This is a genomic window from Bacillus sp. FJAT-26390, assembly GCF_001682865.1.
GTDB lineage: Bacteria > Bacillota > Bacilli > Paenibacillales > Paenibacillaceae > Pristimantibacillus.
Map to the genome: position 1 here is coordinate 29,274 of NZ_MAQX01000005.1, position 14,668 is coordinate 43,941.

Below are 14,668 nucleotides of genomic sequence, written 5' to 3' on the forward strand. Positions count from 1 at the left end.
CAATCGCCAGCTCACCGTTCTGGCGCGGATTACCCAATGTTACAAAGTAATACTTGCTAGCTCACCGTCCTTGGGCGCTCCATGCGCGTAATGCCGGGAAAGCGGAATGACGCCCACTCCGGCAAATGCTTGTCAATTCGCGCAACGAGCACTGTCATATCATCCACGATTTCGCCGTTATGATGGCGAACGACCTTCTCAAGCAGCGCATCCGCCATTTCCTGCGGATCATCGGTATCCAGCTCGCTAATAATGCGCTTCATCCATAGCTCCTTGTTGACGGCAAGGCCCGGAGCATCATAAATGCCGTCGCTCATCATAACGAGTGTATCGCCGGACTGCATTTGCATTGAGACAAAATCAACGTCAATATCTTGAAGAATGCCAATAGGCAGATTGTTTGCCGTTACCGGAATGACCTCATTTCCTCGTTTGATAAAGCTTGGGGTTGACCCTATCTTCATAAACGTCGTCTGCGCCGTATACAAATCAACGATCGCCAAATCGACGGTAGCGAATACTTCATCGGATGAACGCAATAAGAGCACCGAATTGACGGACTTCACCGCCAGCTTCTCATCCATGCCGGACTGCAGCAGCTGCTGCAAAATAGACAATGCCGCGCTGCTCTCCTGCCGTGCCCGTTCGCCATTGCCCATGCCGTCACTAATCGCAACAGCAAACTTGCCGTTACCAAGCTCAACCATGCTGAAGCTGTCGCCTGACAGCAGATCTCCTCCTTTAGCCGCGCCCGCAATACCGGTCTCCACCTCATACTGCTTGGCCGAGCCGAAGGCTACGAGCGTCGGTTCTCCGCTTCTTGTTGGCGGGCGCTCTGACTTGACTGCGATATGCTCGCCCAAAATATCGCTAAGCAGAGGCGCAATTATTTTGCGGCACTCATCATACCCCTGCCCAAATGCGTGGTATACCTCTATGTCCACATTTCCCTCCTCCAAGCTTACAATATCAATCCCTTGAACCGATAAGCCGAGTCCTTCCACCGCCTCTCGAATTTGCTCCTCCTGCAAATGCAGCGTCTGCCCCTCTCGTTTAATCTCTTTGGCCAAATCGACCATTACCTGCGATACGCCTTGCAATTGATCCGCAACAAGCCGGCGGGAATCGTATATTTGTTTCTTCCAGTGCATATTATTTTGGTATAGCTCGTACTGTTGTGTCATATCCATAAGTACCTGGGATGATTTGACGCAGTGCGCTGACCAAGCCCGAGGTATCTCCTTGGCGGACGGAACACGATCCTCCTCTACAGTAGTCATCATATCGGTCATCATTTTGTACGTATGAAAGAACTTGTCCTCCCAGCATGCGTTTTGCCTGTGGCAGCTCGAACAGCTGCGCTCGGCTACCGAATTCATAAAGTGGCTAATCTCATCCTCCCGGTTCAAATTTGTAACGCTGTTGTTGAGCTGGCCAAAGCTGCGCGACAGCTGGCTGAACACTTCAGAGTATTGCGATACGCGGTCAGCCGTTACCTCACGCACCCTCTTTGCATATTCATGCTGCGATTTGGCATGCTCATTCGTACCCGGCACATACCGCGAGATCGTACGAATCATCGTACGAGGCGTCAGCATAAGAAAAATAGCGGCCGCTACCGACTCCCAGGTTGAGCTCATAACATCAGCCTGACTCCCTACATATATGGATAAAATCGATGTCCCAAGCAACATTCCGAATGCCGCTGCCATTTTGCCGCCGTCACGCAGCAAGCCAGCAAGCAATCCCGCAAACGCGAGTAAGCTCATTTGAACGACTGCGCCAAAGTCAGCCAAGCTTAGAATGAGTCCTGCAACAACACCGACCGAAGCGCCAAGCGGGGCGCCGCCTGCTAAAGCGAATAACAGCAGCATATACCTAGACATCACATGTTCTGCCGACAAGCCGTAGAACACCCAGCCAACCGCCCCTGTCATGACAGACGCGAGCAAAATCATTAAACAAATGATTTCTTCGTTTTTGAGCGAGGCTGATTTCTTTGTCATCGTTAAAACGGGAATCGCTTGTATAAACACCAACGTAAGCACAAAGCTGAGCGCCGCCTCCACGACAACGAGCATAAAGTTATACCAGCTAAGCTCGTCCCCTATAAAGACGCTGAACATCTGCACCAATAGCGTTGACGCAAACACCAGAATCGGCGCCGATGACAGCTCCGCCTTCTCATACGCCTCCAAACCCTTCAGAAATAGAAACAACACCGCAATTTCCATCGCAATCCACATGGGCGCCGGATCGGCTGCCAGCCAGCTTCCCGCTACCAAGGAGATTGCCACCCACGGATAAATATCCCTGCGCATAAAGTAGATAACAGCGAAATAAGCGATAGCAAACGGCATTAGCGATTCGAGTATAACCGCCCTTCCGAGCAGGAAGGCTACACCCACGAGTAAAAATGTCCACTTTTTGGCCAAAATGACTTGAATGAATCGCCGCGCGGCGGCCCATTCCCGACCTTTCTGCAACATCGTTTGAGCCAGACTTGTCCGTTTCACACCTGGAAGCACAACCGCGTTTTCCTTTTCCATGAGCAGACACCACCATTCCGAATGTAATGTGTTTTTCATTATAGGAGGTTGTCCGCATGAAGTTTGTCAGTTAACGTAACACGATTGTAAATTTTTTCCGACATAAATAATAGGCGTCGCGGCCATTGTCAGTACGCGGTCAAACATATGCTCCGTATGGGATTGTCCCATCTTTTATATCCCATGCCAGCAAATTGCCGCCAACAAAATATGTGCTGTAAATCATTCAAATGATGGCGAAATCACGTTGTAACCTGTCGGGAATGAGGGAGGATCGGGGAAAAGTATTTTTTTCCAGCAGCTAGGACGCTGACAAACGACAATGACCGTGCCAAACAGATGGCTCCGCTTCCAATCGGCAATTATTCACCGGCATTTACCAGGTGCAACGTCCCGCTTCGACAGCAAATGGTAAGCGCTTACCAAGATACGCGCCCGATTCTTTGTTTCCGCACGCAAAAAAAGCAGAACCAATGAGGTTCTGCTCCTGTATAATGTTATGACGATTCAGCTTATACTCGCTTGGCACCGCGTCCGCCGCGTTTGCCCTCCGTATTCTTCTTCAAAGAGGAGATGCGCTCTTCGCTGTCTTTCAGGAAACGTGACACTTTATCCTCGAATGACGGTTTACCGTATGCCGGTCTGCCAGACGATTGCTTGTTGAAGGGACGTCCGCCACCACCGCCTCCGCCACCGCGGTTGAAACGTTCGCCACCACCACCACTACCGCCAGTGCTTCCACCGCCGCCTCCGCTGTGACGCTCGCGTTGTTGTGGCGCTGGTTGGCCTTCTGGCCGGTCAATGGCTTGCTTAATGGAAAGTCCGATCTTTCCGTCTTTGTCCACGTTGATCACTTTTACTTTCACGACATCGTCGATTTTCAGGTGATCCTTCACGTCTTTGACGTAATTATCAGCAATTTCCGAAATGTGAACAAGACCCGTGACACCTCCCGACAAGTCGACAAATGCCCCAAAATGCGTAATGCCTGTCACTTTTCCTTCTAACTTAGCGCCCACTTCAATTGCCATAAAATAAAATGTTCCTCCCTAAAAGTTATGCGAAGCAAAACTGAGTTCATAAGCATATGCTAAAAGTTTTGCGAAAACGCTATTAACGTGATTATAACCGAACCGTTCAAGTAAGGTCAACAGACGTTCACCCGATTTGGAGCCCTATTTAATCGCTGAAAATCTGCTGCGCGCCCTTCTTGACCATGCCCTGCTCTTTTGTTGCTAGTTGTTCGATATATTCTGGGTCGTTTAACCGTTCAATTTGACGTTTGAGCGCCTCTGTTTCTTTGGTGGACGCTTCCAGCTGCCCTTGTATTGTAGTTAGCTTAACGCCAGTGGCGTTCTTCTGCTGCATCTGGCCAAAGATGGTGTATCCCGCCCAGCCCATAAATAGCACGATGAACATCATCCACAGTTTGAACCGGCGTTTTGTTCCAGCATTCCCTGGAGTCTTATTTACAGCAGCTGTTGCCATGAGCGGTATTACCTCCTAAACCATTTGCTCCACAATTGGGCAATTAGTAGTCCGATCTTGCTCAGCCTCTCGGCCAATTGCCACTTGGCTAAGTAGGGCGACAGCCAGCGTCCAAGCGGACGAGTGACTGGCCTTACCATCCAAAGTAACAATTTCCAAAATGGACGAACCAATTGTACCACAATTTTTAATGCGAAAATAGTGAGTGCAGACCCAAATGCCAAAATAACCATTACCAGTTTGTAGAGCAGCAAAATCGGTTTCACGATAAGGATTTCGAGGCATTTGAGCACAAAAGCAATGAGCTTTCGCACCGCTCCTATGACCCATTTTACGACAATGATAACGATCTTGCTGAGCAGCAAATAATAGAGAATAATGCCGATAGCCAGTCCAATAAAAACGTACGCCCGCACCTCGCCGTTGTTGCTGGCGTACAGCACCCGAAAGACGACTAGCGCCGCCGCCATCCAATAGATGACATCAAGCACAGGCAGCCACCAGCGCGGAAACTTCAGCTCATTCGACATGACCCGATAGCCGTCGAACACCGTTCCCATGCCAAGCCCCGACAGGAGCATGACTGCCATCGTCAACCATTGCATACTAAGCGTCACTTAAATAGCTTCCCGAACAGCCCTTTTGATTTTGAAGAGGCGTTGTTTCCATCCAAATAGGCGAGCGAATGGACGAGCCCCTCAATTGCCACCTGCCCTTGTTCGAGACTAAGATGCTTCATATGCAAATTTTGGCCCTTAACCTCCAAGTAGCCAAGCTCTGTCTCAAGTAAAAATTCCTCGCTGTCGAAGCTCTCCACGTTCACGACGCCGGTAAGCTCCAGCAGTTTGCGATTAAGCATTTTGACTTCCTGACGCTTCTGCCCCTTGCCTTGGTCAACCATAGACTCGTCCTCCGCTTCGTTAGCAGTCTAGGCGTAAACGGCTACCGCCGTCCAATGGGCGGCGCGGCATACGTTCCGCATTCAAATATAAGCAGTGTATAAGCGCGGGGCTTATCCTGTCTTATACGTTTAGACTAGCTTATGGGACGAGGGCGAGAATTAGAACTTATTCTAGTGGATTGGCGGGCTCCGGCAACAAGTCGCGGGTTTCGGTCTTCACTTGTAAATAGACTAGCAGAAATACGACTGTAATCAGCTCGCTGAACCAATCGATCCATACATCAAAAATAGTGGCAGTGATCCAGGATTCGTTTGGTACGATGGCTGAGAAAAGACCAGTTATCACGCTGATCAAAATGATCACGGCATAGCCGACCACCGCATACCCTGCAAATTTAAAAAAGCGTCCGCGCGCCATTCCCCGGCATTCCTGCAGCGGATTGCTCCGCGAAGTATCCTCGGCCGACACAAAGATAGGCATCAGCATCAGCCATACTGCGAATATCAACCCAGGCACAACAAGCATAATGATTCCTGCAAACAAGATGACATTCTGCAAAAAGCCGTACATGATCATTCGCACCCATTTGCGCATGCCCCACAGAAGAGACTGCCTCTTTCCGGCGTTACTCGCAGTCATTTGACCAAGCAAGTAGTGGACGATCATAGGCGTGATGACGCTCAAAAAGAAAAGCCCGATAAAATTATCCCACCGCGACACGGAATCAAAAAAACCGCTGTCACTTCCAGGCTCGAAATAATAATAGTTTTTTATCGCTTCCACTGGGACCGCTATAATAGCAACAAAAAAAAGAATAGGGAACGCATGCCTGAAAAAAAGAGAAAACGCGTCGCCAAGCAAAGAAAAACCCTTCCGCCGATACTCCGGAATAGGGAGCTGCACATGATTCATTCAATAGTCCTCCGAGTAAATAAACAATAATGACGAAGCTGAAACAGGCATGTGCAAAAAAAGACTGCCCGCAAGTTTTGTGCTTGCGGGCAGTCTGGTTGTTATTGCTGCTGTTCCCACTCGAGCGTGTTCTCGCGCGGGCGTTGCTCTTCTTTCACCAAGGTATACAGCTCTCCGGCTTCATCCTTACGGGTCGTATCCGCAATTCGCTCAACGCGCACGGTTACGATTTTTTGACCGTATTGGATTTGGAGCTCATCACCGACTTTAACGGAGCTGCTAGCTTTCGCTTCGCGGCCGTTAATCCATACGCGACCTTGCTCGGAAACATCCTTCGCAACGGTACGGCGCTTGATCAGTCGGGATACCTTAAGAAATTTATCCAATCGCATTGATTATTGGATAGCTTCTTTCAACTTGTTGCCTGCTTTGAATGCAGGAACTTTTGCTTCCGAGATTTCGATTGGAGCGCCTGTTTGCGGGTTGCGGCCAGTGCGTCCAGCACGTTTACGAGTTTCGAAAGTACCGAAGCCGATCAATTGTACTTTATCGCCACCTGCAAGTGCATCTGTTACTTCGCCCAAGAAGCCGTTAAGTACTGCTTCTACGTCACGTTTAGTCAAACCGCTTTTTTCTGCAATGTTGTTGATCAAGTCTGTTTTGTTCATTATAAAATCCTCCTAATTCGTTACCGTTATTTGTGGTCGACGCTTGTAGCGCCGCCGTTACTTTCAATTCTTACTCTCACGAAGAATACTTATTCTGCCTTCTAGCAAATAAATCCTGCCGCTATTTGAAATTTTTTTGCGATTCGTGTGGAAAAAAGGCGATTCATGACGAAATGAAACCTACGAATAGCGTTTAGCCTCATCCCACCAACGATCCATTTCTGTTAAATCAGTCTGGTCAAATTGCTTCCCGCTTATACGAAGCTGTTCCTCAATATACGCAAATCTACTGCGGAATTTTTTGTTCGTGCGAGAAAGCGCCTCTTCCGGATCGGCATGGATGAAGCGTGAGGCATTGACGACCGCAAACAGCAAATCGCCAAGCTCCGAGGCCTGCTCCTCCTCGGACTTAGAAGCAATCGCTTCGCGCAGCTCTGCGAGTTCCTCTTCTATCTTGCTGAGCACGGGGTCAAGCGTGTCCCAATCAAAGCCTACCTTAGCTGCTTTTTTCTGAAGCTTATAAGCTTTCATAAGGGCTGGCAGATCGGGCGGAATGCCATCGAGCACCGATGGGCGGTTCACATCGGTTCCTTTCAGGCGTTTTTCCTCGGCCTTCATTTGCTCCCAGTTGACTAATGCCTCTTGCGAATCGCTAGCATCCAGATCCCCAAACACATGCGGGTGGCGGAAAATAAGTTTCTCGTTAAGTGATTGTATCACATCATAGACAGAAAAAGCGCCAGTCTCTTCTTCCATTTGGCTATGAAGCATCACTTGCAGAATAACATCCCCAAATTCCTCCTGCATACCGTCGGGATCATCGTTGTCGATGGCTTCCAGCGCTTCGTACAGCTCTTCGATAAAATTTTTGCGAAGGGACTGATGCGTCTGCTCTTGATCCCACGGACAGCCCTCCGGGCTGCGCAGAATGGAAACAATCTCATGCAGCCGCTCGAAGGAGCGGTTGCGCAGCGACGCATCTTCGGAGCGCGGCACCCAGATGAGCGATAGATTGCCATAGCCCGGCGTACGATCAAGCTCGTATAGCGGAACGCGAATGATCTGCTGCTCGTTAGCAACGCCAAGAGCATGCCCGACAACAACCTCGTAATCATCTGGATAACGCTCCATGAGGGCGAGCTTAACATCAGATGCCGTGAAAGCATCATACACTTGGCCAATCAAAGTATGCAACTGCGGCTGCAGCAGAGATGGCTGCAAATCTGCCGCATCAAGAAGCGCAAACCCCTCGATCGGATCGATTCCAAGGCTGACGAACGCTTGATCCAGGAAGCTCTCGCCGCCGATAATTTGCAGGTCAATGCCCGCTTCAGGGCATTGCTCGCGCAGCAGCTGAACCGTACGTTCGGCTACCATCGGGTGACCGGGAATCGCGTAGATGAGCGATTCGTCCTCGCTGGTGTTTTCGGCTTCGGCAATAAGCGCCTCAGCAATCGCCTTGTATACGTCCGGAAAGGACTCATGCTGCTCGTAAAGAGCGTCGAATGATGTATAAGCGATGCCATTATCCTGAAGCATCGACATCGCCGGATGCTGCGCCGTACGCACAAATATGCGGTTCGCCGCCTGCAGCCTGCGCCATACGCCAAGCGTCATTTGGTCGGGGTCGCCCGAGCCTAGTCCAACGACTGTAAGTTTTGGAGCCGTCATGTTGGTTAAGCCTCCTTTGAACATATTTTGAGCTGTGATGGCTGGGAGCCAGGACAGCTTAGAACAGTTAGAAACACTTAGAACACTTAGAACACGATTATGTATGCTGCATCGTTGAAGGCGAGAGAGACAGAGAAAAGCAGCAAAATGATAATCGCTATTTTGCTACAAAAAGTAATAATGGACCAATTCGTCAGAAACATCAATATATTGCACAAAATTGTTACTTTTGGCGGCCTTTTTGCACCGTGACGCGCTGCTGTAAGCAGGTAATGGGTGCTTATAGGCTGTAGATCGCAGCTGTTCTTCGGCTGAAGAACATATGTGCTCTTACGGCGAGTTTGTAGTGTGTTTTGTGCGGCGATTTGGTGCTGTTAGCGCGTATTTGTGCTTATAGGCTGTGAAAACCAACTGAAATTGGACCGTAAGAATGTATGTGTTCTTACGGCAAATTTGCAGTGCGTTTTATGCGTCGATTTGGTGCCGTAAGCACGTGTTTGTGCTTATAAGGCGTGGAATCCAGCCATTATCGGGCTGTAAGAACGTATATGTTCTTACGGCGAAATTGCAGTGCGTTTTGTGCGGCGATTTGGTGCCGTTAGCGCGTATTTGTGCTTATAGGCTGTGAAAACCAACTGAAATTGGACCGTAAGAATGTATGTGTTCTTACGGCAAATTTGCAGTGCGTTTTGTGCGTCGATTTAGTGCTGTTAACACGTATTTGTGCTTATAGGCTGTGAAACCTAGCCGTTCTTTGGTTGTAAGAGCCTATATGTTCTTACAACCATTATGTTGGACGAATTTGCGATTATCGTATACGCCGAGTCCATGCTTATTGCATCAGCCGAGCTGTTTCTCAGCTTTGCTTATGACAGGCGGGCGGCGCTAACAGGCGCTAGCGCTCATCCTTCGCCGGCGGAATAAGCCGCCAGCGCCGCAGGCGGGCGGCCAGTACGCCGCCGCCCGGCAGCGCGCGCAATTCGCGCGCGCTAATGGCGCCGCCGCGCAAAGCCGCGGCGCCAAAGGCGCAAGCGCCGACGGCTACGCACGTCAGCGCAAGCGCAGCTGCTGCCGCCCGAGGCGGCAGCCCGCCTAGCGCGGCGCCAAGCGCTCGCTCGGCGACAACAAGCGCCGCGGCCATCGCCGCGAGCGCAAAGCCCGTGCCTGCGGCCGCGCGTCCAAGCAGCGGCCTTCGCCTTTTCCCGCCCGCTTGCATACGCTCGCTCGCTTTTTCAACTGCCCGTTCATCCACACTCGCTCTTCCACCCGCTCGCACTCCCGCACCTACACTCTCCTTATCAGCCGCCCCTTCTCCCAAACTCAAATCCCGCTCCGCGCCTCCCCAGCTCCCCGCCATCGAAGCGCCAGCGCCCGCAGCGATATATCGCACCGCGACCGCGCCCAGCACGGCTGCCGCGCTTAGCGCTGCTACGCCGGCAATGGCCGCTCCTTCGATGCCGTAAGCCGGTACAAGCATGGCGTTCATCACGCCCTTTAGCAGCGCCGCAATAAGCAGCAGCACTGCTGGAATCCTCACCGCGCCAAGCCCTTGCAGCACTGGCGCGGTTACGGCGTTAACGCTGCCCGCAAGCGCGGTACAGCCTATTAACGCAAATGCTATCGTGCCATTGGAGTCGGCATACAGCATCACATTTAGCGGCTCCGCAAGAATGGCTAGGCCAAGCGCCGCCGCCGCGCCGATTGCCCATGCCGCGCGTTCCGCAAGCGAGAGCTGGACGCGCAGCTGTCCATAAGCGCCCCGCATTCGCGCGAGCGCAATGCCAGGCACAAGCGCTGCGGCCGCGGCTCCTGCTACCATAACAACAAGCTGTACCAACGGCTGCGCCCGGCTGTATACGCCAAACAGCGCCATCGCATTAGCCTCGGACGCTCCTCCAGCCTGAAGCAATCTCGGAACCGTAAAGGCATCCACGACTCCGAGGGCGGGAACGACAACTGCCCCAAGCGCGACCGGCAGCGCAATTGCCGCGAGTTTTTTCATTTCGCCGCGCAATGCACCGGCTACACGGGCATCCCGCTTGCGGCGGCGCTGTCTCCACACATATACGGCAAGGACTAGCAGCGCAGCCAACGCCCCAAACGCCGAGCCGCTCATAACGCCAAACGCTACGGAAGCGTCTGTCCAGCCAATCGACGACCAGCTCATCGCAAGCACCAGAAGCATGACGCCAACGCGTATCATCTGCTCTACGATTTGCGAGGCAGCGGACAGCCCCATCCTGCCCAAGCCCTGTACATATCCCCGCAATGCGGCAACGAACGGAGCCAGCAGCAGCGCAAACGAGACCGAGCGAATCGCGCCAGCCGTATCCGTATCACCAATCCATTCAGCCACGTGACTAGCGCCTGCCCACATGAAGCTAAACGTAACGATTCCTGTTATTCCAAGCAGCAGCAACGCCGCAAATAACGTACGCCTGACGCCCTCTGGGTCATTTCCCTTGCGCAGCCTCTCTGCGATCAAGAGCGATACAGCCGTAGGCAAACCAGCCGTCGCCAGAACAGCCGCCAGCTGATAAAACGGATATACCGCATTATAAATGCCAAATACGCGATTCCCCGCCAAATTTTGCAGCGGTATTTTTTGAAAAACACCGATTAGCTTCGATAACAGAGCGGCGCCCGCCATCAGGACGACACCGTTCATGAGCAGCCGCTTAGAGCTTTTCGCTACGGGAACCCGGCCTTCAAACGGCAGCTCTTCCGCCGCCACTTCCTTCAATTGCCCCTCTTTAGCCGGAGTCTCACCATCTCTACCCGCTTTACGCCCGTCCACAAGCTTGAGCATATTCGCTGCATGCTCTTTTCCCCTTGGCTTGCGGCCCATCCTTCCACGCTCCTGCCTATCCCTCGATTGATTTTGGTATCTATTATACCTCACAATCACAAACCTTGAAAAAGCTTCCTCAATCGAGATTTCTCTCGATCAAAGAAGCTGTCATTTTCTTCGCTATTGCTGTTTTCATTGCCTTGCACTCGTGCTATTGCTCCATCTGCTTGGCCAAAAAGCCAGCTGCCGTCTCAGCCATCTTCGTTTCCATATTGGCCATTTTCACTGACTCATCCTTGCTGAGGAGCACAACGGTACCAATAGGATCACCGCCGGCGATGATCGGCGCAATAACGAAGGAGCTGTACGTTTCCTGCGTATCCTTCACAATCTCAAATGCGCCGCCGTTCGCTTCCGCGAGCGTTCTGCGATTTTCCATACAGCTCTCCAGAACGGCCCCAACCTGCTTATCAAGCAGCTCTTTCTTGGAGGCTCCGGCAACTGCGATTATGGTATCCCGGTCCGTGATCAATGTAACATGGTTCGTTCCCTCAAATAACGACTCCGCATATTCTTTGGCAAAGTCACCAAGCTCGCCGATAGGAGAATATTTTTTCAAAATAACTTCGCCATCACGATCTACAAATATTTCTAGAGGGTCACCCTCGCGAATACGCAGTGTACGGCGGATCTCCTTCGGAATCACCACACGCCCGAGATCATCGATGCGACGTACAATTCCAGTTGCTTTCATTTCTTGTTGCCCCGCTTTCCTAGAGGATTTTGAATCGACTGGATACTCAGCTTGTTTATAACGAAGAAGAAACATCCTTCAAAAGATTTTGAATCTGACCATAGTATTCATCCGCTCCCAATTTCTTATGCACGGACTACAGTTTCAGCCAAACGTTCCATCTCTTTGTGATTAGGCGCCATGAATGTTCTCGCCATCATGTCCCCGCTTCCTTATTATCCTTTTTCAGCATGCCCCATTTTCTCCATTTGCTTGCATGCCTTACAGAAGCTTTTGACCCAGTCGATGCTCTACTCAGCGCTTTGTCCCATTAGACAGAAAACATCCTGCCGCTCCGGAGAGAGCTGCAGGATGCCGATAAAACATAATGGTTGCGATGATTCCAAGCACCTTAAGGAGCTTTGATCGAGATTGGGGCGGAGAAGAGGAAGCTGCTTCGCGGCCACCTTGCTCCAAAGACTTTTCATTCATGCCAGCTGTGGTCATCATATTTCCTCCTTCGTCTGATTAATGCTTAAGCAGCTGTGCCAACTCACGCTTCAAGGACAGAAAATCGGGATGCTCACGCACCTCCGGCGTGCGTCCTTCCGGAAGCTCCACCCGAAACTCCTTCAAAATGCGGCCAGGTCCCGCTCCCATAACGACAATGCGCTGCGATAAAAAAATCGCTTCGTCAATATCATGCGTAATGAAGAGAACCGTCGTTTTCTCCTTCTCCCATACCTCCAGCAGCATTTCCTGCATCTCCAGCTTCGTTTGTGCGTCAAGCGCGCCGAATGGTTCATCCATCAAAAGCACCTTCGGACGATTGGCTAACGCGCGAGCGATCGCAACGCGCTGCTTCATTCCTCCCGAAAGCTGCTTCGGATAAGCCTTGTCGAATGATTCCAGACGAATAACCTTTAGAAAATAATTCGATATTTTTCTGCGCTCCAAAATCGATATGCCCTTCAGCTTCGGCCCGTACTCAATATTTTCGCGGACGGTCAGCCACGGGAAGAGGGTGTAGCCTTGGAACACCATTCCGCGATCGGCGCCCGGCCCGATAATGTCTTCCCCGTCTACCGTGAGTGATCCGCCGCTTGGCTCGTCAAGGCCTGCCACCATCCGAAGCAGCGTCGATTTGCCGCAGCCAGATGGGCCTACAATCGTAAGAAATTCATTTTCCCCGATGGTCAGGTCGATGTCGCGAAGCGCTTCAAACCGGCTTTTTTTCGACTCGTACACCTTTTGCAATCCCTGAATCTCAATCGTTCCATTTGTCGATTTCGCAGCCAGCATAAGATCACTCCCAAAATTTGTTGTACAAAAAATGAATAGCCCGGGAGAAAATCTCCCAGGCTTTTATCCTTCCGTGTTATACAGCCTAGGCGCCAATCAAGGCTGCCGCTTGCTATACGCCATCTCTCGGACCAGAACTCAAACCCGTGCCCACCCGATCATAGCCGAGTGCTGCAAGTCGTTCGAACGGAACCCTAGACAGCTTGCTGCTCTCGCGATCATTCGCTAGCGAGAGTCGATATGCAATTGTAATAAAACCTAACGTTAATTCGTAGTATAGTGCCGATCATACGGTTCTGTCAATTACAATGTTAGGTTTTATAACATTTAAAAATATTTCCCTTTCAATTCCCGCTTCATTTTACGTGCTGATCATCATCAAAAAAGCGATTACCGCTAAAAACACGATAATCGCTTTTATGTCCCGAAGGTTAGTTTATTGATTGTCCTCTGCCTTATCTTCCGCCTTGTTAGGCTTCTTAAGCCTGCCTGCCTTGCCTAACGCTTCTCTTAGCAAAAATTCAATGTGCCCATTGACGCTGCGAAATTCATCTGTCGCCCATTGCTCCAGCGCACGATGAAGATCAGGATCCAAGCGAAGCGGAAATGCTTTTTTTTCTTTTGCCATAACAATCAGCCTCTAGCCGTACAAGGTTCCCGTGTTAATGACAGGAGTAGCGGCGCGATCGGACACGATCGACACCATTAAGTTGTTCACCATCGCAGCACGGCGCTCGTCGTCCAACGTGATCCCATTTGCTTCAAGCTGCCGAAGCGCCATATCTACCATGCCGACTGCACCCTCGACAATTTTGGAGCGCGCCGCCACGATTGCAATGGCTTGCTGGCGCTGAAGCATCGCACTTGCGATTTCCTGCGCATAAGCCAGATGGGTCAGACGCGTTTCCAGCACCTTCACTCCTGCGACCGCTAGCCGGTTTTGAAGCTCGCGGTTAAGCTCGGATGCCACCTCATCCGCATTGCCTCTTAGCGACAGCGCATCGTTGTCAGAGAAGATGTCATACGGATATTGAGCTGCAATATGCCGAACGGCTGTCTCGCTCTGAATTTCTACAAATCTTTCGTAGTTATCGACATCAAAGGACGCTCTAGCCGTATCCATTACTTTAAAAACAACAACCGCGCCGATTTCAACAGGGTTTCCTTCCGCATCATTCACTTTAAGCGTCTGGCTGTTGAAATTACGTACTTTTAACGAAATATTCGTCTTTGTCGTCAGCGGAAGCACCATCCACAAGCCGCTTTCAAGCACAGAGCCCATATACGTCCCGAAGAACGTAACGACCTTCGCTTGATTTGGCTGCACGATCATAAGCGACGATAGGCATAGCGCAGACAACACCGTCAACAATACACCTGCTCCAATCAGAATAGCAGACCCGTTATCTTTCGACGCTTCAAATATAATTAGAAAAATACCGCCGCCAGCAGCAACAACCGCAAACAGCAAAGCCATATAGCCACTCACATACCAGGCCTTCTTCTCATTCATCGAACCCCACCCCTTTGTCATCATCCACTATATTATTTTGATATAAAAATGATATCACTTTTTACAAATATAAGCAATCCCTCTCCGCTAAATTACTTATGCCTATTCGCAACAATAAGCGGTTGGCTTTCGTCACAAG

Annotated in this window: 15 protein-coding genes; all 15 read right to left on the reverse strand. The window is 50.8% G+C overall.

Annotated elements, in window-relative coordinates:
* Positions 1-56 precede the first annotated feature (56 nt).
* The 15 genes from spoIIE to A7975_RS10395 all read right to left on the reverse strand — a co-directional run bounded on the left by spoIIE (position 57) and on the right by A7975_RS10395 (position 14,529).
* Complete coding sequence (spoIIE, locus tag A7975_RS10325; RefSeq protein ID WP_065385124.1) at positions 57-2,549, reverse strand: stage II sporulation protein E; 2,493 nt, start codon at positions 2,547-2,549, stop codon at positions 57-59.
* Positions 2,550-3,061: 512 nt separating this feature from the next.
* A complete protein-coding gene (locus A7975_RS10330) occupies positions 3,062-3,580 on the reverse strand; it encodes a S1 domain-containing RNA-binding protein (RefSeq protein WP_053373356.1) in 519 nt (172 codons plus the stop codon).
* Between the two features lie 148 nt (positions 3,581-3,728).
* Positions 3,729-4,037: an FtsB family cell division protein gene (locus A7975_RS10335; protein ID WP_053373357.1), complete on the reverse strand. Its 309-nt coding sequence runs from the start codon at positions 4,035-4,037 to the stop codon at positions 3,729-3,731.
* An 8-nt stretch (positions 4,038-4,045) separates the two neighbouring features.
* The gene (gene yabQ, locus A7975_RS10340; protein WP_065385125.1) at positions 4,046-4,654 is read right to left on the reverse strand and encodes a spore cortex biosynthesis protein YabQ; all 609 of its coding nucleotides are present in this window, start codon (positions 4,652-4,654) and stop codon (positions 4,046-4,048) included.
* Complete coding sequence (gene yabP / locus A7975_RS10345; protein WP_053373358.1) at positions 4,651-4,938, reverse strand: sporulation protein YabP; 288 nt, start codon at positions 4,936-4,938, stop codon at positions 4,651-4,653. Before yabP ends, yabQ begins: the two co-directional genes overlap by 4 nt.
* 166 nt (positions 4,939-5,104) lie before the next feature.
* Positions 5,105-5,851, reverse strand: a complete 747-nt coding sequence (locus A7975_RS10350) for a hypothetical protein (RefSeq protein WP_065385126.1) — start codon at positions 5,849-5,851, stop codon at positions 5,105-5,107.
* Positions 5,852-5,952: 101 nt separating this feature from the next.
* Positions 5,953-6,243, reverse strand: coding sequence for an RNA-binding S4 domain-containing protein (locus A7975_RS10355; RefSeq protein ID WP_053373360.1), 291 nt, complete (start codon positions 6,241-6,243; stop codon positions 5,953-5,955).
* A 3-nt stretch (positions 6,244-6,246) separates the two neighbouring features.
* Complete coding sequence (locus tag A7975_RS10360) at positions 6,247-6,519, reverse strand: HU family DNA-binding protein (RefSeq protein ID WP_053373361.1); 273 nt, start codon at positions 6,517-6,519, stop codon at positions 6,247-6,249.
* Between the two features lie 180 nt (positions 6,520-6,699).
* Positions 6,700-8,190 (reverse strand): bifunctional methyltransferase/pyrophosphohydrolase YabN, encoded by a 1,491-nt coding sequence (yabN, locus tag A7975_RS10365; protein ID WP_065385127.1) that lies wholly within the window; start codon positions 8,188-8,190, stop codon positions 6,700-6,702.
* A gap of 895 nt (positions 8,191-9,085) precedes the next feature.
* Positions 9,086-11,038: a polysaccharide biosynthesis protein gene (locus A7975_RS10370; protein WP_065385128.1), complete on the reverse strand. Its 1,953-nt coding sequence runs from the start codon at positions 11,036-11,038 to the stop codon at positions 9,086-9,088.
* A gap of 154 nt (positions 11,039-11,192) precedes the next feature.
* Positions 11,193-11,735 (reverse strand): stage V sporulation protein T, encoded by a 543-nt coding sequence (gene spoVT, locus A7975_RS10375; RefSeq protein WP_053373364.1) that lies wholly within the window; start codon positions 11,733-11,735, stop codon positions 11,193-11,195.
* 294 nt (positions 11,736-12,029) lie between these two features.
* The gene (locus A7975_RS10380; protein ID WP_141680272.1) at positions 12,030-12,224 is read right to left on the reverse strand and encodes a hypothetical protein; all 195 of its coding nucleotides are present in this window, start codon (positions 12,222-12,224) and stop codon (positions 12,030-12,032) included.
* An 18-nt stretch (positions 12,225-12,242) separates the two neighbouring features.
* Positions 12,243-13,016 carry an ABC transporter ATP-binding protein gene (locus A7975_RS10385; RefSeq protein WP_141680273.1) on the reverse strand — a complete coding sequence of 258 codons (774 nt, stop codon included), beginning with the start codon at positions 13,014-13,016 and terminating at the stop codon, positions 12,243-12,245.
* A gap of 436 nt (positions 13,017-13,452) precedes the next feature.
* Positions 13,453-13,644: a type II toxin-antitoxin system antitoxin gene (locus tag A7975_RS10390; RefSeq protein WP_053373366.1), complete on the reverse strand. Its 192-nt coding sequence runs from the start codon at positions 13,642-13,644 to the stop codon at positions 13,453-13,455.
* A 12-nt stretch (positions 13,645-13,656) separates the two neighbouring features.
* Positions 13,657-14,529 (reverse strand): SPFH domain-containing protein, encoded by an 873-nt coding sequence (locus tag A7975_RS10395; RefSeq protein WP_053373367.1) that lies wholly within the window; start codon positions 14,527-14,529, stop codon positions 13,657-13,659.
* Between the last annotated feature and the right edge of the window lie 139 nt (positions 14,530-14,668).

Coding starts and splice junctions, on each gene's coding strand:
- A7975_RS10385 (WP_141680273.1), bottom strand. CDS start 13,016: ATGCTGGCTGCGAAATCGACAAATGGAACGATTGAGATTCAGGGATTG.
- A7975_RS10395 (WP_053373367.1), bottom strand. CDS start 14,529: ATGAATGAGAAGAAGGCCTGGTATGTGAGTGGCTATATGGCTTTGCTG.
- spoVT (WP_053373364.1), bottom strand. CDS start 11,735: ATGAAAGCAACTGGAATTGTACGTCGCATCGATGATCTCGGGCGTGTG.
- A7975_RS10335 (WP_053373357.1), bottom strand. CDS start 4,037: ATGGCAACAGCTGCTGTAAATAAGACTCCAGGGAATGCTGGAACAAAA.
- yabN (WP_065385127.1), bottom strand. CDS start 8,190: ATGACGGCTCCAAAACTTACAGTCGTTGGACTAGGCTCGGGCGACCCC.
- spoIIE (WP_065385124.1), bottom strand. CDS start 2,549: ATGGAAAAGGAAAACGCGGTTGTGCTTCCAGGTGTGAAACGGACAAGT.
- A7975_RS10370 (WP_065385128.1), bottom strand. CDS start 11,038: ATGGGCCGCAAGCCAAGGGGAAAAGAGCATGCAGCGAATATGCTCAAG.
- A7975_RS10355 (WP_053373360.1), bottom strand. CDS start 6,243: ATGCGATTGGATAAATTTCTTAAGGTATCCCGACTGATCAAGCGCCGT.
- yabP (WP_053373358.1), bottom strand. CDS start 4,938: ATGGTTGACCAAGGCAAGGGGCAGAAGCGTCAGGAAGTCAAAATGCTT.
- A7975_RS10330 (WP_053373356.1), bottom strand. CDS start 3,580: ATGGCAATTGAAGTGGGCGCTAAGTTAGAAGGAAAAGTGACAGGCATT.
- A7975_RS10380 (WP_141680272.1), bottom strand. CDS start 12,224: ATGATGACCACAGCTGGCATGAATGAAAAGTCTTTGGAGCAAGGTGGC.
- A7975_RS10350 (WP_065385126.1), bottom strand. CDS start 5,851: ATGAATCATGTGCAGCTCCCTATTCCGGAGTATCGGCGGAAGGGTTTT.
- A7975_RS10390 (WP_053373366.1), bottom strand. CDS start 13,644: ATGGCAAAAGAAAAAAAAGCATTTCCGCTTCGCTTGGATCCTGATCTT.
- A7975_RS10360 (WP_053373361.1), bottom strand. CDS start 6,519: ATGAACAAAACAGACTTGATCAACAACATTGCAGAAAAAAGCGGTTTG.